The 23,504-nt window shown below is 74.7% G+C and carries 23 protein-coding genes; 9 read left to right on the top strand and 14 right to left on the bottom strand.

What is annotated here, in order from left to right:
• From H505_RS39495 to H505_RS39485, 4 genes are all read right to left on the bottom strand, one after another.
• Positions 1-1,364 (bottom strand): tetratricopeptide repeat protein (locus tag H505_RS39495; RefSeq protein WP_157432869.1); only part of this gene is annotated, 1,364 nt, incomplete at its 3' end.
• The gene (locus H505_RS47235; protein WP_051300062.1) at positions 1,361-1,810 is read right to left on the bottom strand and encodes a hypothetical protein; all 450 of its coding nucleotides are present in this window, start codon (positions 1,808-1,810) and stop codon (positions 1,361-1,363) included. The genes H505_RS47235 and H505_RS39495, both read right to left, overlap by 4 nt.
• Positions 1,807-2,424 (bottom strand): RNA polymerase sigma factor, encoded by a 618-nt coding sequence (locus H505_RS0102790; RefSeq protein WP_245592414.1) that lies wholly within the window; start codon positions 2,422-2,424, stop codon positions 1,807-1,809. The genes H505_RS47235 and H505_RS0102790 overlap by 4 nt, the downstream gene beginning before the upstream one ends.
• 93 nt (positions 2,425-2,517) lie before the next feature.
• Positions 2,518-3,678 (bottom strand): S8 family peptidase, encoded by a 1,161-nt coding sequence (locus H505_RS39485; RefSeq protein WP_051300059.1) that lies wholly within the window; start codon positions 3,676-3,678, stop codon positions 2,518-2,520.
• A 252-nt stretch (positions 3,679-3,930) separates the two neighbouring features.
• Here H505_RS39485 and H505_RS0102780 point away from each other — a divergent pair, with 252 nt between their 5' ends.
• From H505_RS0102780 to H505_RS0102770, 3 genes are all read left to right on the top strand, one after another.
• Positions 3,931-4,425, top strand: coding sequence for a DUF3145 domain-containing protein (locus H505_RS0102780; RefSeq protein ID WP_026400749.1), 495 nt, complete (start codon positions 3,931-3,933; stop codon positions 4,423-4,425).
• Positions 4,426-4,663: 238 nt separating this feature from the next.
• A complete protein-coding gene (locus H505_RS0102775) occupies positions 4,664-5,482 on the top strand; it encodes an alpha/beta fold hydrolase (RefSeq protein ID WP_026400748.1) in 819 nt (272 codons plus the stop codon).
• The gene (locus tag H505_RS0102770) at positions 5,466-6,629 is read left to right on the top strand and encodes a PP2C family protein-serine/threonine phosphatase (protein ID WP_051300058.1); all 1,164 of its coding nucleotides are present in this window, start codon (positions 5,466-5,468) and stop codon (positions 6,627-6,629) included. The genes H505_RS0102775 and H505_RS0102770 overlap by 17 nt, the downstream gene beginning before the upstream one ends.
• 138 nt (positions 6,630-6,767) lie before the next feature.
• Here H505_RS0102770 and H505_RS0102765 read toward each other — a convergent pair whose 3' ends face one another.
• The 9 genes from H505_RS0102765 to H505_RS0102725 form a co-directional block, all read right to left on the bottom strand.
• Positions 6,768-8,075, bottom strand: a complete 1,308-nt coding sequence (locus H505_RS0102765) for a beta-ketoacyl-[acyl-carrier-protein] synthase family protein (RefSeq protein WP_026400746.1) — start codon at positions 8,073-8,075, stop codon at positions 6,768-6,770.
• A gap of 78 nt (positions 8,076-8,153) precedes the next feature.
• Positions 8,154-8,405: an acyl carrier protein gene (locus tag H505_RS0102760; protein WP_026400745.1), complete on the bottom strand. Its 252-nt coding sequence runs from the start codon at positions 8,403-8,405 to the stop codon at positions 8,154-8,156.
• A gap of 55 nt (positions 8,406-8,460) precedes the next feature.
• The gene (locus H505_RS0102755) at positions 8,461-9,429 is read right to left on the bottom strand and encodes a beta-ketoacyl-ACP synthase III (RefSeq protein ID WP_051300057.1); all 969 of its coding nucleotides are present in this window, start codon (positions 9,427-9,429) and stop codon (positions 8,461-8,463) included.
• Positions 9,426-10,358, bottom strand: a complete 933-nt coding sequence (locus H505_RS0102750) for an ACP S-malonyltransferase (RefSeq protein WP_026400743.1) — start codon at positions 10,356-10,358, stop codon at positions 9,426-9,428. Before H505_RS0102750 ends, H505_RS0102755 begins: the two co-directional genes overlap by 4 nt.
• Before the next feature lie 158 nt (positions 10,359-10,516).
• The gene (locus H505_RS0102745) at positions 10,517-11,764 is read right to left on the bottom strand and encodes a PucR family transcriptional regulator (protein WP_026400742.1); all 1,248 of its coding nucleotides are present in this window, start codon (positions 11,762-11,764) and stop codon (positions 10,517-10,519) included.
• Positions 11,765-11,828: 64 nt separating this feature from the next.
• Positions 11,829-13,088 (bottom strand): acyltransferase family protein, encoded by a 1,260-nt coding sequence (locus H505_RS39480; RefSeq protein WP_245592413.1) that lies wholly within the window; start codon positions 13,086-13,088, stop codon positions 11,829-11,831.
• Positions 13,081-14,031: an alpha/beta hydrolase gene (locus H505_RS0102735; RefSeq protein ID WP_026400741.1), complete on the bottom strand. Its 951-nt coding sequence runs from the start codon at positions 14,029-14,031 to the stop codon at positions 13,081-13,083. The genes H505_RS39480 and H505_RS0102735 overlap by 8 nt, the downstream gene beginning before the upstream one ends.
• 157 nt (positions 14,032-14,188) lie before the next feature.
• Positions 14,189-14,854 carry a response regulator gene (locus H505_RS0102730; protein ID WP_026400740.1) on the bottom strand — a complete coding sequence of 222 codons (666 nt, stop codon included), beginning with the start codon at positions 14,852-14,854 and terminating at the stop codon, positions 14,189-14,191.
• On the bottom strand, positions 14,851-16,155 hold the full coding sequence (locus H505_RS0102725) for a sensor histidine kinase (RefSeq protein WP_026400739.1): 1,305 nt from the start codon (positions 16,153-16,155) through the stop codon (positions 14,851-14,853). Before H505_RS0102725 ends, H505_RS0102730 begins: the two co-directional genes overlap by 4 nt.
• Before the next feature lie 84 nt (positions 16,156-16,239).
• On the opposite strand from H505_RS0102725, the gene H505_RS0102720 reads away from it, so the two are divergent.
• Positions 16,240-17,265 (top strand): PHP domain-containing protein, encoded by a 1,026-nt coding sequence (locus H505_RS0102720; RefSeq protein ID WP_026400738.1) that lies wholly within the window; start codon positions 16,240-16,242, stop codon positions 17,263-17,265.
• A gap of 36 nt (positions 17,266-17,301) precedes the next feature.
• On the opposite strand, the gene H505_RS0102715 is transcribed toward H505_RS0102720, so the two are convergent.
• Positions 17,302-18,645, bottom strand: a complete 1,344-nt coding sequence (locus tag H505_RS0102715; protein WP_084549749.1) for a 3-hydroxybutyrate oligomer hydrolase family protein — start codon at positions 18,643-18,645, stop codon at positions 17,302-17,304.
• A gap of 250 nt (positions 18,646-18,895) precedes the next feature.
• Between H505_RS0102715 and H505_RS0102710 the strand changes: the two genes are divergently transcribed.
• From H505_RS0102710 to H505_RS0102690, 5 genes are read left to right on the top strand one after another with little or no spacing between them, the layout of a single operon-like run.
• Positions 18,896-19,669: an ABC transporter ATP-binding protein gene (locus H505_RS0102710; protein WP_034516194.1), complete on the top strand. Its 774-nt coding sequence runs from the start codon at positions 18,896-18,898 to the stop codon at positions 19,667-19,669.
• On the top strand, positions 19,656-20,363 hold the full coding sequence (locus H505_RS0102705; RefSeq protein ID WP_026400735.1) for an ABC transporter ATP-binding protein: 708 nt from the start codon (positions 19,656-19,658) through the stop codon (positions 20,361-20,363). Before H505_RS0102710 ends, H505_RS0102705 begins: the two co-directional genes overlap by 14 nt.
• A 10-nt stretch (positions 20,364-20,373) precedes the next feature.
• On the top strand, positions 20,374-21,615 hold the full coding sequence (locus H505_RS0102700; RefSeq protein WP_211238377.1) for an ABC transporter substrate-binding protein: 1,242 nt from the start codon (positions 20,374-20,376) through the stop codon (positions 21,613-21,615).
• Positions 21,616-21,624: 9 nt separating this feature from the next.
• The gene (locus tag H505_RS0102695) at positions 21,625-22,488 is read left to right on the top strand and encodes a branched-chain amino acid ABC transporter permease (protein WP_026400733.1); all 864 of its coding nucleotides are present in this window, start codon (positions 21,625-21,627) and stop codon (positions 22,486-22,488) included.
• A 16-nt stretch (positions 22,489-22,504) separates the two neighbouring features.
• Positions 22,505-23,491 (top strand): branched-chain amino acid ABC transporter permease, encoded by a 987-nt coding sequence (locus H505_RS0102690; protein ID WP_026400732.1) that lies wholly within the window; start codon positions 22,505-22,507, stop codon positions 23,489-23,491.
• The last annotated feature ends 13 nt before the right edge of the window (positions 23,492-23,504 follow it).

The raw sequence follows: 23,504 nt of genomic DNA, 5'->3' as shown, positions 1-23,504 counted from the left end.
TCCCGCGCCGACCGGGCCAGGACGAGCCCGAGCCCGGCCAGCTCGGCGGCGGACCCGGCGGCGCGGGCCCGCAGGTCCAGGGCGCCGAGCGCGTCCGCGTGCTCCTCGGCGACCCGCAGGCCCGCCCGGACGGCGGCGGCCGCGCCCCGCCGGTCGGACCGCTCGGCGCGCTCCAGCGCCGCGGCGTGCCAGGCGGTGATCCGGGCGGCCGGCGACCCCCGGGCGCGGCACCCCGGGGCGCGGGCCGGCGGCGCCAGGAAACGCCCGGCGGGACGGCCGAGGGCGAGCGCGACGCGGGCGGCGACGAGCCGCGCGTCGGCGGCGGCGTCGGCCCACCCGCCGCGCGCCAGCCGGTCGGCGGTCGCTGCGGCGCTGCCCAGCAGGACCGCCGAGCGCTCCCCGGCCGCCCACCGCGCCCGCAGCAGCAGGTGCTCGGCGAGCAGCGTCCACCCCGCGCGCTCCTGCTCGGCGAACGCCGCCCGCGCCCGCTCGGCCGTGCGGACGGCCCGCTCCGCGTCGCCGTCGTCCAGTTCGGCGTGCGCGAGGAGCAGCAGCCCGTCGGCGGTGTCGCACCGGTAGCCGTGGTCGGCGGCCGACGCCAGCGCGGCCTCCAGGACGGGACGCGCCTCGCGCGGCAGCCCGACCGAGATCAGCGTCTCCGCCTGGTCGAACCGGCACTGCGCCAAGCGTTCCCCGGACAGATGGGGCTCGGCCTCCGCGTAGAGCCGAAGCGCGCGCGGGACGTCCCCGCGCCGGGACACCACGAACGCCAGGTTGCTCGTGGACATCGCCGTCTGGTGCGGCAATCCGGCGGCCCGCGCCACGTCGACCGCCTCGGTGAGCGCCGCCTCCGCCGCGGCGAACTCGCCCTGCAGCGCCCGCGCGAGGCCCAGGTTGGTCAGCAGCCCGTTCAGCACCGCGGGATCGCGTCCCCGCCGCAGCACGGGCAGGGCGCGCGCCGCCGCGTCCCGCGCCTCGCGGAGACGGCCCGCCCGCGCCAGGGCGCACGCCGTGTTGGCCGCCAGCCGCGCCGCGTCCCGCCCCGTCAGGACGTCCTCCGCCCGCGCCGCCTGCGCGAGCGCGCCCGCCGTGTCGCCGCGGGCGGCGAGCAGGCCGACGAGGCTCATCCGCACCTGGGCCGCCGCGTACCCGCAGTCCGGGGACGCCTCCGCGATCTCCAGCGCCCGCCGGAGCAGGTCGAGGCCCTCCGCCAGCCGCCCCAGCTCCTTCGCCGCGAGCCCGGCGGCCCGCAGCGCGGCGACCGCCGCGCCGCCCGTCCCCCCGCCGGCCCGCGCCAGCGCCCGCGCGTGCGCGGCGGCCGGGTCCGCCGCGACGAGCCGCAGCAGGTCGTCGGCCTCGGTCACACGTGCGCCCAGCTCGTCACGACGGACGCGCCCCCGTCGAGGCGGAACAGCAGGCTCACCGGGCCCGCCGGCACGTCCGGCAGGCAGAACAGCCCGCCCGGCTCCACCGGCGCGCCCGCCGGGTCCGGCGGCAGGTCCCGGTGCCGCACCGCGACGGACGCGGCCGCCGCCGGGACGATCCGTCCGGTGAGCTCCCGGAACCGGCCCGCCTCCGCGACCTCCACCTCGACCGTCGCGTCCGGGCAGGCGAACGTCAGCGCGCGCACCGGCCCGCCGCGCGTCCCGCGCGCCGCGCCCGCGGCCCCGTCCCGCGCCAGGGCCGCCAGCGCCGCCCCCGGCAGCCGCCACGCCAGCGCCGCGCGGCCCGCCGCCAGGACGTCGCCCGGCACCGGATCGAGCACGGTGAACGCGTCCCGGACGCCCGCCATCAGCTCGTCGTCGTTCACCGCAGGACCCTCCGCAGGGTGTCCAGGCAGCGCGCCCGGGTGGGGCCGACGCTGCCGAGCGGGATGCCGAGCGCCGCCGCCAGCTCCTTGTAGGTGGGGGCCAGCGCGGAGAGCCGCAGCAGCGCGCGGCAGCGCGCGGGCAGCTCCCGCAGCGCCGCGCCGACCCGGTCGAGCCGGTCGCGGTCCAGCACGACCCGCTCCGGGGCCGGTTCCGGGGACGGCCCCACAGCGCCCGCCGCGGACGGTTCGGCGGGCCGCGCCACCGGCAGCGCGCGGCCGCGCAGGCGCGCCACCCGCAGGCTCTCGCGCCGCGCGGTCGTCACCAGCCACACCCGGACCGCCCCGGCGTCCCGCACCGTGTCGATCCTCTCCACGAGCCGCAGCCACGCGGTCTGCACGACGTCGCCGGAGTCGGCGTCGTGCAGACCGTACGAGCGGGCGACTGCCCACAGCAGCGGGCTGTGCTCGTCCACCAGCCGGGCCCACGCGGCGCCGTCGCCGTCGCGGGCCCGTGCCAACAGCGCGTCGGCGTCCAGTGTGTCGGCGTTCGAGGTGTCGGCGTTGAAGGTGTCGGCGTCCGTGCGGACGCCTGCGGATTCGTTATGCCGGGCCAATGAGAACTCCCTCCGAGCCACCCGCGGACCGACGACTTTACGTTCCGAACAATCTCACGTACTCAGAGTTACCTTTTTGCCATCGTGTCGTAGTCAAGACCTGATGATTACGCCGAGGTCCGGATGGGTAGGGCGAGCCGTTTGGTTGAGGACCCTGTCCGCGGCGGCGGCCGCGCCGAGTCCCTCGGCCGCCGCCAGGCCCGCGATCAGCCCCGCGACCATCGGCGTCGCGAACGACGTCCCGCTCCACGTCGCGAACCCGTCGAACCGGTCCGGATCGGTGCCGTCCGCGGGCGGCCGCGGCCCGTCGTACCGGACGAAGCTGCTGGCCACGTCCACCCCCGGCGCGGCGGCGTCCACCCACCAGCCGTAATTGGAGAACCAGGCCCGGTCGTCCCCGTCCAGCGCGGCGACCCCGATCACCGACTTGAGCGCGGCGGGCCAGAACGGCCGGTCGCTCGCCGCGTTCCCCGCGCACGCCACCACGACCGTCCGGCGGCCCAGCGCGGCGATGGCCCGGGACAGCACCGGCGACGGGCGGTCGTCGTAGGTGTGGCAGCCGAGCGACAGGTTCACCACGTCCGCGTGGTCCCGCTCCGCGAGCCGCGCCAGCGCGCGGATCACGCCCAGCTCGTCCCCGATGCCGTCCCCGCCGAGCACGCGGCGCGGCAGCAGCCGCGCCGTCGGCGCGTGCCGCAGCACGACGCCCGCGACGAACGTCCCGTGCCCCGCCTGGGCGTCCGGTTCCCGGTCGAGGTCGGCGTCCAGGACGTCCGCGTCCTCCGCGCCGCGCTCCCGGAACCATTCCGCGCCCTCGAACCACGGGTGCGCCGCCAGGCCCGTGTCGAGGATCGCGACGGTCACGTCCCGGCACGCGTCCGCGGCGGGCCGCGGCGCCGGGACCGGGCCCGCCGGACGCGGCCGGTCCGCGGGCCCGCTCCACCACAGCGGCTGCCCGAGCACCAGGTGGTTCGGCGCCACCGCGAGCCGGCGGTGCGGCCCGTCCCCGCCCAGCTCCGCCGCCAGCTCGCACACGTCCGGCCGCGACCGCAGCCGCAGCCGTGCCACCCCCGGACCGTCCTCCCGCGCGTCGCACCACCGCCGCACCCGGTCCTCCGCCGCGGCGGCGTCGTGCCCGGCGACCAGGAGCTGGTCGCGGCGGACCAGCGCGGGACGTCCCGGCACCGGCTCCACCACCACCGCGTCCCGGTGCCGCGCCAGCACCCTCTCCAGGACCGCCTGCTGATCGAACATCCGCCCTCGCCTCCCGTCGTTCGCTGTCCGCACACATGGTGCCGCAATGATGACCGTGCGTAGCGGAAATGCGTGTGAGGCGCTCACCCTGGACGATCAACGGTGTGCATGGCGTGGTCAAGTGTTCGACAAACAGCGAACTCGCGGTGGTGCGACCCGTGCCGATGATGCACAATGAGGGACGCGGACGCCGACCTGGGACGTACGAGGCCGTAGGGGAAGACGAGCCTCGGTACAGATCCAGGAGGTCCGGTGACCGCACGTGGCGTTTTCTACGTCCACTCCGCGCCACCTGCGCTGAGCCCGCACATCGAGTGGGCCGCCGCAGGTGTCCTCGGCGTGCCCGTTTCCCTTGAATGGGCTGATCAGGCGGCCGCGCCGGGGACGCTGCGCGCCGAACTGCATTGGGAGGGCAAGCCTGGGACGGCCGCCGGCATCACGTCGGCGCTGCGGAGCTGGAAACTGGTGCGCTTCGAGGTCACCGAGGATCCCACTCCGGGCACCGACGGCGTCCGCTACAGCTTCACCCCGTCGCTCGGGGTCTTCACCGGCGTGATCGGCGCCAACGGCGACATCATGGTCCCCGAGGACCGGCTGCGCTCGATCATGGCCAACGCCGCCGTCGGCAAGGCCAACCTGGAGCACGAGCTCGAACGCCTGCTCGGCACCCCGTGGGACAACGAGCTCGAGCCGTTCCGCCGCGCCGGCGACGGCGCCCCCGTGCGCTGGCTCCACGCCGCCGTCTGACCGGCGCCCGGCCCGTCCGCCGGTCGTCCGCTGGAGCGTGCCCGCCCCGCAACGAGCACGCCCCACCGGCTTCCGGCCCGGCCCCCCGCACCACCGCGCGCCCCGCCGCCCCGGATCGGGGGCGGAGGGGCGTTCGTGCGGGCGCGGGGCATCGTCCGCGCGCCGCACCCGCCCGCGCCCGCCCGCACGGCGGGCTTTCCCGTGTGTGAACCCGGGGCGGCCGGGCATGGTAGCGGCGATGCGCACGCTGACCCGAAACAACGTCCGCGACCTGGGAAAACGGTCCGGCCAGCCGATGCTGTTCGCGCACGGGTTCGGCTGCGACCAGTCGATGTGGCGGATGGTCACGCCCGCGTTCGAGGCCGACCACCGGGTCGTCCTGTTCGACCACGTCGGAGCCGGGCGGTCGGACCTGTCCGCCTACTCCGCCGAGCGGTACGGGACGCTGGACGCCTACGCCGCGGACGTGCTCGAGATCATCGAGGACCTCGGCCTGCGGGACGTGGTCTTCGTGGGGCATTCGGTCAGCGCCATGATCGGCGCGCTGGCGGTGATCAAGGCCCCCGACCGGTTCGACCGGCTCGTCATGATCGGCCCCTCGCCCCGGTACATCGACGACGGGGACTACGTCGGCGGCTTCTCCGCGGCCGACATCGACGAACTGCTCGCGTCCATGGAGAGCAACTACCTGGGCTGGTCCGGCCAGATGGCCCCCGCGATCATGGGCAATCCGGACCGTCCGGAACTGGGCGACGAGCTGACGAACTCCTTCTGCCGCACCGACCCGGACATCGCCCGCCAGTTCGCCCGCGTCACGTTCCTCTCCGACAACCGCGCCGACCTGCCCCAGGTCGCCGTGCCGACCCTGGTCCTCCAGTGCTCCGACGACGTCATCGCACCCGCCCCGGTGGGGGAGTACGTGCACCGCGCCCTCCCCGACGGCGAGATCGTCCGGCTGGGGGCGACCGGCCACTGCCCCAACCTCAGCGCGCCCGAGGAGACGCTCGCGGCCATCAAGGCGTTCCTGGCGGAGGAGCCGGATGGCCGGTCCGGATGACGAGCTGGAGCTGCTGCGAGACCTGTACGAGCGCGCCCCCTGCGGCTACGTGCTCATGCACGCGAACGGCCTGATCACGCTGGTCAACGCGACGTTCTGCGACTGGACCGGACGCGCCAGGGACGAACTCACGGCCGGCGTCCGCTTCCAGGAGCTGCTCCCGATCGGCGACCGGCTCTACTACGAGACGCACTTCGCGCCGCTGCTGGCCATGCAGCGCACCGTCCATGAGATCGCGGTGGACGTGACGTGCGCCGGCGGCGCGCGGCTCCCGGTCCTCCTCAACGGCATGCTCGTCGAGGAGCCGGGCGGCGCGGCGGAGACCGTCCGCGTCTGCGTCTTCCGCGCCACCGACCGGCGCGAGTACGAGCGCGAGCTGCTGCGCACCCGGCAGCGCGCGCGGGAGTCGGAGGCCCGTGCCCGCCAGCTCGCCCGGACGCTCCAGGACAGCCTGCTCCCCGACGAGCTCCCCGTCATCCCGAGCCTGGACGCGGGCGGCGCCTACCGGCCCGCCGGGCACGGCGACGAGGTGGGCGGTGACTTCTACGACCTGTTCGAGATCGCGCCGGGCCGCTGGGGGCTCGTGCTCGGCGACGTCTCCGGCAAGGGCGCCGAGGCCGCGGTGGTGACCGGCCTGGCCCGCCACACGGTGCGGGCCGTGGCGGCGGAGTCGCCTCGCGCCGCGGACGTCCTGCACCGGCTCAACGGTGCCGTCCTGCGCGACAGGTCGGAGCGCTTCTGCACGGCGGTCTACGCCGTGATCGAGGAACGGCCGGACGGATCGCCGCCCCGGGTGACGATCGCGGTCGGCGGGCATCCGCCGCCCCTGCGCGTCGCGCGGGACGGCGCGGTGACCGCCCTCGGCACGGTCGGGAACCTGCTCGGGCTGCTCGACGAGGTGCGGGTGGCCGACGTGTCCGTCGAGCTGGACCCCGGCGACGCGCTGCTGTTCTACACCGACGGGGTGACCGAGGCGCGCGGCGACGGCACCGACTTCTTCGAGGAGGAGCGGCTCGCCGAGCTGCTGGCGCGGTCGCGGACGCTCGGCGCCCAGGGCATCGCGGACCGGATCGCCGAGGCCGTCGTCGAGTTCCAGGACGGGGTGCCCCGCGACGACATCGCCGTCGTCGCGCTCAAGACCCGCTGATCCGCGCCGCCGCCCGCCGGGACCGGCGGACGCGGCGGCGGACGGGCGCAGCCGAACGGCCCGGGCCCCGCGGGGCGCCGGGCCGCGACGCGCGGTGCGGCCGCGGCGGCGGGACGCCGCCGCACGGGCCGCGGGCGGTCAGAGGGCGCGCTGGAACGCGACCGACACGTTGTGCCCGCCGAAACCGAACGAGTTGTTGAGCGCGGCGGCGGGACCGTCCGGGAGCTTGCGCGGTTCGTCGCGCACGATGTCCAGGTCGACCTCGTCGTCCATGTCCTCCAGGTTGGCGACGGCGGGCACGAGGCCCTCCTTCAGCGCGAGCAGCGTGAAGATCGACTCCAGCGCGCCGGCGCCGCCGAGCAGGTGTCCGGTCATGGACTTGGTCGCGGTGATGACGGCGCCGCGGGCGGCCTCCTCGCCGAGGCCCGCCTTGATGGAGGCGAGTTCGGCGACGTCGCCGGCCGGCGTGGACGTGGCGTGCGCGTTGATGTGCACGATGTCCGCGGGCTCCAGCCCGGCGTCCTTGAGCGCCCGCTGCATGGCCTTGGCCTGCCCGGCCCCGCTCGGGTCGGGCAGCACGATGTCGTAGGCGTCGCCCGAGTAGCCGCAGCCGGCGGCGAAGCCGAGGATGTTCGCGCCGCGGGCGCGGGCGTGCTCCTCCGACTCGAAGATCATCGCCGCGGAGCCCTCGCCGAGCACGAACCCGTCGCGGTTCTTGTCATAGGGGCGGGACGCGCGCTCCGGCTCGTCGTTGCGGGTCGACATCGCCCGCATGGCGCCGAACGACGCCATCTGCAGCGGGTGGATGCAGGACTCGGTGCCGCCGCAGATCACCACGTCGGCGCGGCCCGCGCGGATCATGTCGATGGCGTAGCCGACGGCCTCGCCGCTGGACGCGCACGCGCTGACCAGCGCGTGCGAGCCGGCCATCGCGCCGAACTCGATGCCGACGTGCCCGGACGCGCCGTTCGGCATCAGCATCGGGACGGTGAAGGGCGAGACCCGCGACCAGCCCTTCTCCCGGAAGACGTCATAGCTGTTGAGGGCGGTGTGCAGGCCGCCGATGCCGCTGGACAGCACGACGCCGAGGCGCTCGCCGTCCACGGTGAAGCCGCCGTCGACGCCGGCCCTCTCCATGCCCTTCTGGGACTTGCCGCCCGTCGGCGGCGCGAACCCGGCGTCGGTCCACGCCTCCCGCGCGGCGATCAGCGCGATCGCCTGGCTGCGGTCGAGCCGGCGCAGCGTCTGCCGGGGCACGACCTCGGACGGGTCCACCTTCAGCGTGGCGGCGAACTTCACCGGCACGTCGTCGATGTTGTCCCAGTCCAGCTTGCGGACCCCGGATTCTCCGGCGAGCAGGGCGGACCAGGTCGACGGCAGGTCGCCGCCGAGAGGAGTCGTTGCACCGAGACCGGTCACCGCGACCCTGGTCTGGCTCTTGCTCATGTCGGTTCTCCTTGCCGGCTGATGGGGGGGTGGGTTCGGGCGCGCCGTCCGGGGCGGCGGCGCGCCTTCCCCGCGTCGTCAGGCCTTGAGCTTCTGGACGAAGTCGATGACGTCCTTGACCGTCTTGAGGTTGCGCAGCTCGTCGTCGGGGATCTCGACGCCGAACTCGTCCTGCGCGGCAACGGCGATCTCTACCATCGACAGCGAGTCGATGTCGAGGTCGTCGATGAAGTTCTTCTCGGGCGTCACCTCGGCCTTGTCGATGCCGACGATGTCGTCGATGATCTTGGCGAGGCCCTCGAGGATCTCGGTTTCGGTGGCGACTGCCATGGTTTCGCTCTCTTCCTTAGTGGGTTGGTCCGGACCGCGGCGCGGGCGCCGCGGCCTACGGGATCTGGATGACTTGGGCAGCGTAGGACAGCCCCGCGCCGAACCCGACCAGCAGGGCGGGGGCGCCCGACGGCACGTCGCCGCGCTCGATCATCCGGGACATGGCCAGCGGGATGGAGGCCCCCGAGGTGTTGCCCGAGTGGACGATGTCGTCGGCCACGACGGCGTTGACGGCCTTCACCTTGCGGGCGATCGCCTCGATGATCCGCAGGTTGGCCTGGTGCGGGACGATCGCCGCGAGGTCCTCGGCGGCGACGCCGGCGCGCTCGCACGCCTCCAGCGCGACCGGCGCGATGGCGGTCGTCGCCCAGCGGAAGACGGCCTGGCCCTCCTGCCGGATGAAGGAGTGCCGGTCCGGAATGATGATCTTGTCGGCGCCGTCTCCGGCGCTGCCCCACACGACCGGGCCGATGCCGGGCTCGTCGCTGCCGGTGACGACCGCCGCGCCGGCGCCGTCGGCGAAGATGATGCACGTCGACCGGTCCGTCCAGTCGAGCCACTGCGACATCTTCTCGGAGCCGATGACGAGCACGTTGCGCGCGCTCCCGGCCCGGACGGCGGCGCTGGCGGTGCCGAGCGCGTAGCAGAACCCGGCGCACGCGGCGTTCAGGTCGAACGCGCCGGGCGCGTCGATGCCGAGGCGGTGCGCGACGGCCGCCGCGTGGCTCGGCATCGGCGACTCCGCCGAGCAGGTCGCGAGGATGACCAGGTCGATGTCGGACGGGGCGAGGCCGCTGTTGGCGAGCGCCTTGCCGCCCGCGTGCACGCCGAGCTCGACGATGCCCTCGTCGTCGGCGGCGATGCGGCGCTCGGCGATGCCGACGCGGCTGCGGATCCAGGCGTCGTCGGTGTCGACGGTCTGCGCGAGCTCGTCGTTGGTGACGACCCGGGCGGGCCGGTAGTCGCCGAACGCGAGGATGCGCGCGCCCGCGGCCACCTCGGGGATGCGGAGCCCGGCGCTCATGCCGTGCGTCCCGTGTGCGCCGCGATGACCTCGCGGGCCTTGCCGAGGTCCGCGGGGGTCTTCAGGGCGACCAGCTCGACGCCCTTCAGCTCGCGCCGGGCCAGCCCGGTGAGCGTCCCGGCGGGCGGCAGCTCGATGATCGCGGTGACGCCGAGCTCCCGCATGGCGTCCATGCAGGCGTCCCAGCGGACGGGCGCGCTGACCTGCTCGACGAGCCGCCCGACGAAGTCGCGGCCGTCCCGCACCACGGCGCCGTCGCGGTTCTGCAGCAGCCGCGGCGCGGGGTCGGCGACGGGCACGCCGGGCGCGAGCCGGCGGAGCGTGTCGGCGGCGGGCGCCATGTGCTCGGTGTGGAAGGCGCCGGCGACCGACAGCGGCCGGAGCCGGGCCTTCGCGGGCGGCTCCTCGGCGAACTCGGCGAGCCGCTCGACGGTCCCGGCGGCCACGACCTGGCCGGCGCCGTTGACGTTGGCGGGGGTGAGCCCGTGCTTGTCGATCGCGGCGAGGACCTCGTCGGCGTCGCCGCCGAGCACGGCCGTCATGCCGGTCTCGGTGACGGCGGCGGCCTCGGCCATCGCGCGGCCCCGCTCCCGGACGAGCACCAGCGCGGCCTCCGGGGTCAGCACCCCGGCGATCGCGGCGGCGGCCAGCTCGCCGACGCTGTGCCCGGCCACCGCGTCCGGCGCGGCGGCGTCGGCCTCGGCGAACAGCACCTCGTTGGCGGCCAGGGCGGCGGCGACCAGCAGCGGCTGCGCCACCGCGGTGTCGCGGATCTCCTCGGCGTCGGCGGTCGTCCCGTACCGGACCAGGTCGAGCCCGGTGACGGCCGACCACCAGGCCAGCCGGTCGGCGACGCCGGGGATCTCTAGCCATGGCTCTAGAAAGCCGGGGGTCTGAGCGCCCTGGCCGGGCGAGGCGACGAGAATCACAGCGACAAGCCTGCCGTAAGGGGTCCCGGGTGCCGATGCGGATGAGTACGAAGTTTCCTCGTGGGGCTTTGTAAGACCCCTACAAGCGCGGAGCCGCGACGTTGTCCAGATCACGTGCGCGGCGCCGCGTGCGGTTCACTTCCCGCGGCGCGTCCGGTTCACACCTGGCCCGGCCGGTTCGCCCGGCCCGCGAACCGGCCGAGGACGAGCGCGATCCGGAGCGTGAACGCGTTGCGGCCGTCCGTCGGCGCGAGACCGGTCAGCTCGGTGACCCGCCGCAGCCGGTACCGGACCGTGTTGGGGTGGACGAACAGCATCCGCGCCGTGGCCTCCAGCGACGACCCCTGCTCCAGGTAGGTCGTGAGCGTGTCGAGCAGCGGCGCGCCGGCGGCCAGCATCGGGTTGTAGACGGAGTCCACGAGGTAGCGGCGGGCGTCGTCGTCGCCGTCCAGCGCGCGTTCGGGCAGCAGCTCGACGGCCAGGACGGGACGCGGCGCGTCCGGCCAGCCCGCGGCGGCGCGGAGCCCGGCGACGGCGGCCTGCGCGGACGCCGTCGACTCGTACAGGTCGCCGACCTGCGGGCCGACGACGACCGGGCCGGGGCCGCACTTGGCCGCGATCGGCCGCGCCGCCTCCAGGGGGTCGGTGTCGCCGCCGACGATGACGATGACGCGGTGCCCCTGCACGCCCGCGAGGACGTCGGCGCGCGCGCGGCGCGCGGCGAGCTGCATCTGGTCGATCGTGACCTCGGGTTCCTCGTCCTCCGGAGTGAACCCCGCGATGACGGTGACGGGCTTGGACGTCCAGCCGAGCGCGGCCGCCCACGAGTGCATGCCGTCGTCGACCTCGCCGCGCATCACCGCGTTCACCACGAGCGCCTCCAGGCGGGCGTCCCAGGCGGCGCGGGTCTCGGCGGCCCGCGCGTACACCTGCGCCGCGCCGAACGCCACGTCCCGCGTGTACCGCAGGATGGCCTCGCGGAGCTGCTGCTCCCCGCCGGGCGCGGCCAGCTCGTCCAGCCGCGTCTCCACCACGTCGATGATCACGCGGATCATGTCGATGGTGTGGTGCAGCTTGATGGAGCGCATCAGCTCGCGGGGCGCGGTGCCGAACACCTCGCCGGCGATGGCCGGGCGGGACTGCTCGTCGTTCTTGAACCACTCCACGAACGCCGCGATGCCGGCCTGGGCGACGAGACCGATCCAGGAGCGCTGGTCGGGCGGCATCCGCCGGAACCAGGGGAGCTTGCGCTCCATGCTGGCGAGGGCGGCGGTCCCGAACGTGCCCATCGCCTTCTCCAGGCGCAGGGTCGTCCGCTCGCGGATCTTCGCGGGGTCGGTGTCGGCAGGGTCGGTGTCGGCGGGATCGGTGTCGGACGGATCGGTGTCGGCGTCGGGGTCGTTCACGGTGGTCACCTTCCCAGAGTGCCACCCCGCCGCCGATGACCCGTCCGGAACCACGCGGGCGGTCTCACCGGCGCCGCGGCTTCTCGAACCGGTGCACCAGGGCCGCGAGGGCGGCGAGGACGGCCGCGAAGGCCGGCAGCCAGGCGACCCGCTGGACGATCCAGGCCGCGCCGTCCGGGCGGGTGTGCAGGCCCTCGGCCGCGCCGAACGCCAGGGCGGCCGCGACCGTGACGGCCATCAGCGCGGTCTGGTGCCACAGGTAGACGGTCATCGCGGACCGGTTCGCGGCGGCCACCGCCGACCGCACCCGGGGCCGTCGCGTCCAGCGGGTCAGCGGCCCGTGCAGCAGCAGCGCGAGCCCGGTCTGCGCGAGGCCGAACGCGACGGCGGCGAGCGTCGGCGGGCTGAGGTTGGACACGTCGGCGCCCGGCACCCCGACCATGCTCGCCGGGTAGCCCGCGAACGCGACGAGCGCGGCCGCCGCGGCGGCGCCGCCGGCCAGCAGCGCGACGGCCGTCCGGCGGGCGCGCAGCGCGCCGCGCGCCCAGCCGACGCCGAGGTAGAACGGCAGGAGCCAGCCGGTCAGGACGGTGCACCAGCCGATCCACTCGGGCGCCCCGAGCGCGAACCGTCCCGCGTCGACGAGCGCGGTGGCGGCGACGAGGAGCAGCGCGCCCCGGGCGCCGAGCCGGTCCCAGAGGACGGCGAGCAGCGGGGTCAGCGCGGTCAGCGCGACGAACACCGCGAGGAACCACAGCGGGCTGAGCACCAGCTTGACCAGCGTCGTCAGCGTCGCGCCGTCGAACCCGGCCCACGCCAGCGCCGCGGCGACCGGGATCCAGGCGGCGAACAGGACGGGGAGCGGCCGCGCGAGCCGTCCCAGCCGCCGCGCGAACCGGCGGCCCCACGGCTCGTCCGGCCGCAGGCCCTTCGCCGCCGCGTACCCGCCGACGAGGAAGAACAGCGCGAGCGTCTGCAGGACCCAGGTGACGGGCGTGAACTCCGGCATGGACGCCAGCGGGCTGGTGGTGCGCAGGTCGGCGCCGTGCCCGACGAACGCGGTGACCAGCCAGTGCCCGAGGACGACCCCGAGGACCGCGAACGCGCGCAGCGCGTCGATCGCGCGATCGCGCTCGACCGCCGGAGGCGCGGGTGCGGCGGGAGGTGTTGATTCGGTGAGACGGTCCGGAGGCGTGGATGCGGTCGGGGGCGCGGGACGGGCTGGAGGTGCGGGCGCGGCTGGAGGTGCGGGCGCGGCGGGACCAGCGGGTGCGGCGGGACCAGCGGGTGCGGTCGGGGGCGCGGGGCGGGCGGTGTCATGCACGGGGGACCTCCGAGTCGTGGCCGAGTGCGATGAGGGCGAGGTTGCGGAGCGCGGCGGAGCCCGGCTTCAGGTAGCCGCTGTGCGGGCCCGTCCCGGCGTCGAACCGGACGGCGCCGAACCCGGGGGAGACCGGGTCGGTCCCGAAGCCGAGCCCGGCGAAGCGCACGTGCGGGACGAACCGGACCCAGTCGCCGGACGAGCGGCCGGCCCAGACGGTCGCGGACGTGCGCAGGTCCGCGACGCCGCCGGCGGTCGTCCCGGGGCTGCCGAACAGCGCGATGTCGTCCACCGGGACCCCGCCGAGCCCGGGCGCGGCCGCGGCGCACACCACCGACCCGTAGCTGTGGCAGAGCAGGGCGATCCGGGCGTCCCCGTTCACCCGGGCCAGCCCGCCGAGGAAGTCCGCGAGGCGCCGCGCGCCCGACTCGGCGCGGTCGGCGCTCAGGACGCCCGGGCCGAGCGTCGCCGGGGCGCGGTAGCCGAGCCAGGCGACCACGGCGACCCGCGCGGACGGCGCCTCGGCGGCCATCCGCCGGTACAGGGCGCGGGCGCCGCCGCCCGCGAACTTGACCGAGTCGAAGTTGGCGAGCGCGTTGTCCGCGCCCGGCACGACGACCGCGATCCGGTCGGCGCCGCGCAGGTCGCCGAAGACCTCGACGGCGCGCCCGTCCCCGCGCGGGTCGAAGGCCAGGAAGCGGCGTCCGGGGGAGAGGAACGCCGCCAGCGCGCGGGCCCGGTCCTCGTCGCCGGTCCGGACGGCCGTCGCGCGGGCGGCGGCGATGTCCCGGGCGGCGGCGGCGAACCGGGCGTCCAGCGTCGCGGCGGACAGCGCCGGGACGGGGGCGGGCGCGGTGTACGGCCCGGACGCGCCCGTCGCGGCGACGGTCGAGCCCGCCGCGGAGAGCACCGTGAGGGCGGCCGCGGTTCTGCGAACCCAGCGCATGGGGGGCGTCCTTCCTGGTCAGTGGGGGTGAAGCACTGACAAGGAAGGTAGGAATCGGACACCGTCGCCGAGATCAACCGGCGGAGCCGTCTTTTCGCCTCACACCGCGGTATGACCCGCGGGACCCGGGTAGGGGTGCGGGCAACGGTGTGCGGCCTCAGTCGCCGGGGCGGACGAGCCCGACCTCGTACGCGTAGACGATCGCCTGCGGCCGGTCGCGCAGGTCCAGCTTCATCAGGATCCGGCCGAAATGCGTCTTCACGGTCTGCTCGGCGAGCACCAGCCGCTCGGCGATCTCCCCGTTGGACAGGCCCCGCGCGACCAGCGTGAGCACTTCGGTCTCCCGCCCGGTCAGCTCGTCCAGCCGCTCGCGGGACGGCGCCCGCGGGCCGCCCAGCCGGGCGAACTCCGCGATCAGCCGGCGGGTGATGGACGGCGACAGCAGCGCGTCGCCCGCCGCGAGGACCCGCACCGCGTCCGACAGCTCGGCCGCGGACGCGTCCTTGAGCAGGAACCCGCCGGCCCCGGCGCGCAGCGCCTCGTACACGTAGTCGTCGAGGTCGAACGTCGTCAGCATGAGGACCTTCGGGGCGTCCCCGGCGCCGTCCGCGAGCAGCCGGCGGGTGGCCTCCAGCCCGTCCATCACCGGCATGCGGACGTCCATCAGCACGACGTCCGGGCGCAGTTCGGCGACGCGGCGCAGCCCCTCCTCGCCGTTCACGGCCTCCCCGACGACCTCGATGTCGGGCTGGGCGTTCAGCAGCACCCCGAACCCGGAGCGCACCATGCCCTGGTCGTCGACGATCACCACGCGGATGGTCACGGCGCGCCCTGCGCCTTCTCGGCGGCCTTCTCCGGCAGCGTGGCGGTCACGGCGAATCCTCCCTCGGACGTGGGCTCGGCGGTGAGCCAGCCGCCCAGCATGGCGGCGCGCTCGCGCATCCCGACCAGCCCGTGGCCGCCGCCGGTCGCGAACCGCGCGCGGTCGCGGCCGTCGCCCGGGGGGCCGTTGACGACGCTGATCGAGAGTACGCCGTCCGCGCGGGCGGCCTCGACGTCGACCCGCGACCCGGGCGCGTGCCGCATCGCGTTGCTCAGCGCCTCCTGCAGGATCCGGTACGCGGTCAGCCCGACGCCGGACGGGAGCCCCGCGAGGTCGCCGGTCAGCCGCGCCGTCACGTCCAGTCCGGCGCCGCGGGCCCCCGCGACCAGCTCGTCCAGCCGCTCCAGGCTGGGCTGCGGGGCGGTGTCGGAGCCGTCCTCGGACCGCAGGACGCCGAGGATGCGGCGCAGCTCGGTGAGCGCGTCGAGCGCGGTCGACCGGATCTCGGCGAGGTCCTGCCGGGTGACGTCCGGGACCGCGTCGCTCTTGTACGGCGCCGCCTCCGCCTGGATCGCGATCATCGACATGTGGTGGGCGACGACGTCGTGCAGCTCCCGCGCGATGCGCTGCCGCTCGGTGAGCACGGCCTCCGCGTCGGCGTGCCGCCGCTTCTGCTCGGCCAGCTCGCGCCGCGACGTCTGCCGCACCCGCACCGCGTAGCCCGCCGCCAGCGGCAGCAGGACCAGCACGGACGCGCCCGCGCCGGTCTCCGGGTCCTTGATCCACGTGCCGGCGGCCGTCATGATCCCGGCGCCGAGCGTCACGTTCCCCGCGCAGCGCACCGCCACCGTGAACAGGCAGACGACCATGGCGAACGCCCCGGCCGGGACGTACGGGACGGTCAGCCAGTTGCTCACGCTGATCAGCGCCATGGCCACGAAGCTCAGCCGCCACGCGCCCAGCGGGTGCCGGTCGCGCAGCGCGAGCGGCGCGCACGCCGCGACCGAGATCAGCAGGAGGGTTGCGTCGCCGGGGAACCGCCCGCGCTCCGCGCTCTCGGTCTCCAGCAGCGACCGCGTCGCGGCGATCGCCCCGATCGTGACGGCGGCCCAGAACAGGTTGACGACGACGCCGTACGGGAACCGCCCGAGGCCGATGCGGGCGGTCCAGCGCAGCGGGGCCGGCCACGGACGGTCGAGGGGGGCGGGCTCGGCCCGGCCGGTCGCCGCGGCGGCCAGCGCCCCGTCCAGCAGCACCATGCGCAGCAGCCCCGGCTCGTTCGCGGGTTTCGTCTCGGCCATGCCGACCAGGCTAGGGATCGGCGGGCCGCGCCCGGATGAGACCGGGGTGGGACACTTGCGTCATACCTGGGTACTCCCCGGGGCGTGGAGCCCGTCGAAGCGCTGCGCCGGATCGCGTTCCTCCTCGAACGCGCCGGGGAGCCGACCTACCGCGTGCGGGCGTTCCGCACGGCCGCCGCCCGGGTCGAGGACACGCCCCCGGACGAGCTGGACGCCCGCGCCCGCGCGGGCACGCTCACCGACCTGCCGGGCCTCGGGAAGGTCACCGCCCTCGTCGTCGCGGAGGCGCTGCGCGGGGGGACGCCCGTCTACCTGCGGCGCTTGGAGGCCACCGAGGGGGAGCCGCTCGACGCGGCCGCCGCCGCGCTCCGCGCCGCGCTGAAGGGCGACCTGCACACCCACAGCGACTGGTCCGACGGGGGCTCGCCCATCCGGGAGATGGCGGAGGCGGCGCGCGCGCTCGGGCACGAGTACATCGCGCTCACCGACCATTCGCCGCGCCTGACGGTCGCGAACGGGCTGTCGGCGGACCGCCTGCACCGCCAGCTCGACGCCGTCGCCGAGCTGAACGCCGAGCTCGCGCCGTTCCGGATCCTCACCGGCATCGAGGTGGACATCCTCGACGACGGCGCCCTCGACCAGGAGCCCGGCCTCCTCGACCGGCTCGACGTCGTCGTCGCGAGCGTCCACTCGAAGCTCCGCATGGACCGCGTCGCGATGACGGCGCGCATGGTCACCGCGGTCATGAACCCGGCGGTGGACGTCCTCGGCCACTGCACGGGGCGGATCGTCAAGGCGGGAGGGCGGCGCGGCGGGCTGCGCCCGGAGTCGGAGTTCGACGCCGAGCTGGTGTTCGACGCGTGCGCCGCCCACGACGTCGCCGTGGAGATCAACGCGCGGCCGGAGCGGCTCGATCCGCCGAAGCGGCTGCTGCGCCTCGCCGTCGAGGCCGGCTGCCGGTTCGCGATCGACTCCGACGCGCACGCCCCCGGCCAGCTCGACTGGCAGCCGCACGGCTGCGACCGCGCCGCGCGCTGCGCCGTCCCCGCCGACCGGATCGTCAACACCCTGCCCGCCGCCGACCTCCTGGCCTGGACGAACGCGCCGTAGCAGGCGGGGCGCGCGGCGGGCGGTCCGGGAGCGCGGTCAGCCGGTCAGGGAGCAGGTGTTCAGGACGTCGCCGGACGGCTCGGGCAGGGTGGCGCTCGGCGGCGGGGCGCCCCCGCCGGACGTCCAGGTCTCCAGGGCGGTGAAGGCGGAGCGCATGCAGGGCAGGAGCGGGCGCAGGCGGCCCGGGTGGGCGTCGACGAGGCCGTCGGTGTGGTTGGCGCCCGCGACGCGGTAGTAGCGGAACGGGGCCCGGCCGCGGTCGCGGACGAGCGCGGCGTACGCGTCGCCGTTGCGGCCGATCGGCAGCAGCGCGTCGTACGTGCCCTGGAGGCTGATCAGCGGCTTGCGGATGCGGCCGGTGAGGGACACGCGCCCGACCGCGCGCCGCACCTCGCGGGGGCGGGACGCGTAGTTGTACTCGGCCTCCGCGCCCGTGTACGCGGGGTCGAACTCCTCGCGGTAGATGCGCTGCGTCAGCTCCCAGTAGACCTGGTCGTGGTACGGCCAGAGGAACTCGGAGCCCGCGGCGAGGCCGGCGTCGAGCAGCGCCCGGTGCGCGGAGGCGTCCCCCGCGGCGTACGGCGGGTACGCGCGCAGGATCGGCGGCAGGTACGTGAACAGGTTCGGGCCGTCCGCCCGCCACAGGGTGCCCTCGGCGTCGATGCCGCCGTCGTAGAGGTGAGGGCGGTTCTCGAGCTGCCAGCGGACGAGGTACCCGCCGTTGGAGATGCCCGCCGCGTAGGTGCGGGACGGGCGGCGCCCGTAGTGGCGCTCCGCCGTCCGCTGCGCGGCGCGGGTGAGCTCGGTCAGGCGGCGGTTCCATTCGGCGACGGCGTCGCCGGGGCGGCGGCCGTCGCGGTGGAACTCGGTGCCGCTGTTGCCCTTGTCGGTCGCCGCGTACGCGTAGCCCCGGCCGAGGACCCAGTCGGAGACGGTGGCGTCGTTGGCGTACTGCCGCCGGTTCCCGGGCGACCCGGCGACGACGAGGCCGCCGTTCCACCGCTCGGGGAGGCGGATGACGAACTGCGCGTCGTGGTTCCAGCCGTGGTGGGTGTTGAACGCGGAGTCGTCCGGGAAGTACCCGTCGATCTGGACGCCGGGGACGCCGCTCGGGTTGCGGGTTCCGGACGCGTGCAGTCCCGCGTAGTCTCCCGGCACGGTGTGGCCCGACGCGACGGTTCCGGCGGTCGTGAGGTCGTCGAGGCAGGCGGCGACCTGCTTCTGGGCGCCCGGCACGCCGGGTGCGGGCGCGCAGCGGTTCTCGTGCGCGCGCGCCGGTGCGGCCAGCGCGAGGGTCAGGGCGCCTGTCGCGAGCAGACTGGTCGCGAGCAGGCCGGTCGTGGACAGGCCGGTCGTGGACAGGGGGCGGGTGGTCGGCATTCCGGCTCCTCTGGACGGAGGCGAGTGCCGACATGGTGCGGACCCCGGCGGGCGGCGGCCACGTGTCCGGCCCACATAAGCGCGCGGCGTCCCATGTGAACGGGCCTCCGACCTGCGCGTGATGTGGGTCACATCCGTATCGGTTGGGCGGAATGTGTCGATTGATCACATAGTCCGTTTCGCGGCGGCGGCCTAGCGTTCCCGAGCACGGCGGCCCGGTGTGGTCCGGGTCACCATGGGAGGAGGGCGCATGGGCGCTACCGTCCGGCCGGCGCCGGTGCTGACGGCGCGCGGCCTGGTCAGGGAGTTCCGCGGGTTCCGCGCCGTGGACGGCGTGGACCTGGCCGTCGCGGAGGGCGCGGTGCACGCGCTCGTCGGGCCGAACGGCGCGGGCAAGACGACGCTGTTCAACCTGCTCACCGGCTTCCTCAAGCCGACGTCCGGGAGCGTGCGGCTGGCCGGGCGGGAACTGGCGGGCAGCAGTCCCGAGCGGATCGCGCGGCTCGGGCTGGCGCGGTCGTTCCAGATCACCAGCCTGTTCGCCGAGCTGACCCCGCGCCGGCACGTCGAGCTGGCGCTCGCCGGGCGCACCGGCCTCGGGTGGCGGTTCTGGAGATCGGACCGGTCGCTCGGGCGGTTCGCCGACCGCGCGGCCGAACTGCTCGCGCAGGTCGGGCTGGAGGAGCACGCCGAGACCCCGGCGGGCGCGCTGGCGTACGGGCGCAAGCGGGCGCTCGAACTCGCCCTCGCGCTCGCCCTCGACCCGAAGGTGCTGCTGCTGGACGAGCCGACCGCCGGGATGGGCGTCGAGGACGTCGAGCGCACCGTCGAGCTCGTCCGGCGGGTCCGGGCGGGGCGGACGGTCGTGCTGGTCGAGCACAACATGAGCGTCGTCTCCAGCCTCGCCGACCGGGTCACCGTCCTGCAGCACGGCCGGGTCCTGGTGGAGGGCCCGTACGCCGAGATCCGCCACGACCCCCGGGTCATCACCGCCTACCTCGGAGACGCCCATGCTGCGAGTTGACGGCCTGTCCGCCTGGTACGGCGAGGCGCAGGCGCTGCGGGACGTGTCGCTGCACGTGGACGAGGGGGAGATCGTCACCCTCGTCGGCCGCAACGGCGCCGGGAAGACCACGCTGCTGCGCTGCCTGATGGGCCTGCACGCGGGCGCGTCCGGAACCGTCGAATTCCTCGGCGAGGACATCACCGCCCTGGGCCCGCACAAGCGCGCGCGGCGCGGCCTCGGTTACGTACCGGACGACCGCGGCATCTTCGCCACCCTGTCGGTGGAGGAGAACCTGCTGCTGCCGCCCGGCCGTCCAGCGAACGGCAAAGGCCCCGAAGCGTGGCCGCTGGACCGCGTCTACGACACGTTCCCGCGGCTCAGGGAGCGCCGCCGGTTCCCCGGGACGAAGCTGTCGGGCGGCGAGCAGCAGATGCTCGCGCTCGCCCGCGTGCTGCGCACCGGCGCCCGGCTGCTGCTGTGCGACGAGCCCACCGAGGGCCTGTCGCCGCTGATCGTCGCGCAGATCGGCGGCATCCTGCGCGAGGTCAAGGCCGCGGGCGTCACCGTCCTGCTGATCGAGCAGAACGTGCACTTCGCGGCCACCGTCGCCGACCGCCACCACCTGCTCGCCGAGGGCCGGATCGTCCAGTCGATGGACAACGACGAGGTCCGCGCCCGCGAGAGCGAACTCCTGCAGTACCTCGGAATCTAGGGAGAGCCCGATGAAACTCATGGGACGCTCGGCCGCGCTCGCGGCCGCCGGAGCCCTGCTGGCCGGCTGCGGCGCGGGCGGACCCGGCGGGGGCGGCGGCAAGATCAGCGACGACAAGATCGTGCTCGCGGTGCTGACCGACCAGTCCGGCGTCTACGCCGACCTGTCGGGCGAGAACGCCGTGCAGGCCGTCGAGATGGCCGTCGCGGACTTCAAGAAGAAGTACGGCGACAAGGCGGTCGCGACGGAGATCGAGGTCGTCTCCGCCGACCACCAGAACAAGCCCGACATCGCCAACACCAAGGCGCGCGAACTCTACGACCGGCAGAAGGCCGACATGATCGTGGACGTGCCCACATCGTCGGCCGCGCTCGCCGTCGCGAACGTGGCGAAGGGCAAGAAGCGCGTGTTCATCTCGGTCGGCGCCGCCACCACCGCGCTGACCGGCGAGCAGTGCAACAAGTACACCTTCCACTACGGCTATAACAGCTACATGCTCGCCCACGGGACGGGCACCGCGCTCACCAAGTCCGGGTCGAAGAACTGGTACCTCGTCTACCCCGACTACGCATTCGGCCAGGACATGGAGAAGACGTTCGGCGCGGCCGTCAAGGGCGCGGGCGGGACGGTCGTGAAGTCCGACCCGACCCCCTTCCCCAACGACAACTTCTCCACGTTCCTGCTGAAGGCCCCGGACCTGGACCCGAAGCCGGACGTCATCGGCGCCATGCAGGCCGGCGGTGACCTCGTCAACCTCGTGAAGCAGTACAACGAGTACAAGCTGCGCGACGAGGGCGTGGGCCTCGCCGTCGGGCTGATGTTCATCACCGACATCCACTCGCTCGGCCCGAAGGCCCTGGAAGGCACCCGCTTCACCGACTTCTGGTACTGGAACCAGGACGACGACAACCGCGCGTGGGCCGACCGGTTCAAGCAGGAGACGGGAGCCCGTCCCACGGCCGTCCACGCGGGCGACTACTCCGCCGCCCTGCAGTACCTGGAGGCCGTCCAGCGCGCCGGGACGGACGCCTCCGACACCGTGGTGAAGGAGCTCGAAGGCCACAAGGTGAACGACGTGTTCACCTCCACTGGAACGATCCGGGCCGAGGACCACCTGCTGACCCACGACGCCTACCTCGCCGAGGTCAAGCCGGAGAGCGAGGTCTCCGAGCCCTGGGACTACGAGAAGATCATCGAGACGATCCCCGCGGCCGAGGCGTTCCAGCAGCCGAGCCCCGCCTGCGAGCTCTGAGGCCGCCGGATGCTGCAGCAAGCCTTCAACGGCCTGGTGGGCGGGGCGTTCTACGCCCTGCTCGCCCTCGGCCTCGCGGTCATCTTCGGGATGCTCGGCGTCGTCAACTTCGCGCACGGCGCGTTCTACATGCTCGGCGCGTTCGGCTCCTACGTCCTCCTCGACTCCTTCGGCGTGAGCTTCTGGGTCGCGCTGCCGCTCGTCCCGCTCGTCCTGGGCGCGGTCGGCGTCGCGGTGGAACGGCTGTTCATCCGCCGGCTGGCGCCCCTCGACCCCCTCTACAACTTCCTGTTCACCTTCGGGCTGGCGCTCATCCTCCAGGACCTGGTGAAGCGGCAGTACGGCGTGCAGTCGCAGCCCTATCCGCGCCCGTCCGCCCTGAGCGGCTCGATCGACCTCGGCCTGTTCACCTACCCCGCGTACCAGGTGTTCGTCCTGGCCGTGTCGCTCGTCGTGTGCGGCGCGGTGTGGTTCGTGCTGTCCCGCACCCGCGTCGGCATGATCGTCCGGGCGTCCACGGAACGGCCGGAGCTGAGCCGCGCCCTCGGCATCGACGTGGCGCGCTGGGTGACGCCCGTGTTCGGCTTCGGCATCGCGCTCGCCGGGCTCGCGGGCGTGCTCGCCGCGCCGATGCGTGCCGTCAACCCGCTGATGGGCGCCGACCTGATCGTCACCGTGTTCGCCGTCGTGGTGATCGGCGGACTCGGCTCGGTGTTCGGGTCGGTCGCCGCCGGGTTCGCGGTCGGGCTCGTGTCGGCGCTCGGCAACTACTACGTCCCGTCGCTGTCGCAGACGCTCGTGTTCATCCTGATGGCGGCCGTGCTGCTGTGGCGCCCCGCCGGCCTGTTCGGGCGCGAGGAGGCCGCACTGTGAATCCGGAGGTGGCGCCGTGATCCTTTCCAAGCTCGCGGGACGACCCGTCCTGCTCGCCGTCGGCCTGGCGGCGGCGCTCGCGCTGCCGTGGTTCGTCTACCCGCCGGTCGCGCTGGACATCGCCTGCTGGGCGCTGTTCGCCGTCGCCGTCGACCTGCTGCTCGGCTTCACCGGGCTGCTGTCGTTCGGGCACGCCGCCTTCTGGGGCGGCTCGGCGTACGCGACCGGCCTGATCGCCCTGCACTCGGGGCTGCCCTTCCCCGTCGCGATCCTGGGCGGCGCGGCGTTCGCCGCCTTGCTCGCCCTCCCGATCGGGTTCCTGTCCGTCCGGCTGCGCGGCATCTACTTCGCGATGGTCACCCTGGCCTTCGCGCAGATGGTGTACTTCGTCGCCAACCAGTGGCGGGACGTCACAGGAGGCGAGAACGGGCTGCAGGGCATCCCCAGGGAACTGTTCGGACTCGACCTGTCCGACCCGTTCTACTTCTACTACGCGGGCCTCCCGTTCATCCTGGCCGGACTGTTCGCCGCCTGGCGCATCGTCCGTTCCCCGTTCGGGTGCGTACTGATGTCCATCCGCGACAACCCCGCACGGGCGCGCGCGCTCGGCTACAGCGTCGACCGCTTCAAGCTGCTCGCGTTCGTCCTGTCGGCGGCTCTATCCGGACTGGCCGGCGGCCTGTTCGCCATCGGCCACGGCTTCGCGTCCCTGCAGGGCGTGTACTGGACGACCTCGGGCGAGGCCGTGATGATGGTCGTCCTCGGCGGCATCGGCACCCTGTGGGGCGGCATCGTCGGCGCCGCGCTGATCGTCGAGCTGAACGACTACCTGGCCACCGCCGGGTTCCAGGAGACCGGCATCATCACCGGCGGCATCTTCATCCTCGTCGTGCTGCTGTTCCGGCGCGGCGTCTGGGGCACCGCCCGCGACCTGCTCGCGGCCCGCGCGGCGCGCCGCCGTCCGGCGGAACCCGCGCGCGACAAGGTCGAAACCCCCGCGTGAACGCACGGAACGG

This window comes from Actinomadura rifamycini DSM 43936, from assembly GCF_000425065.1.
Lineage (GTDB): Bacteria > Actinomycetota > Actinomycetes > Streptosporangiales > Streptosporangiaceae > Spirillospora > Spirillospora rifamycini.
Note: the sequence above shows the minus strand (reverse complement) of the source record. Positions and strands in the feature narration are given on the sequence as shown.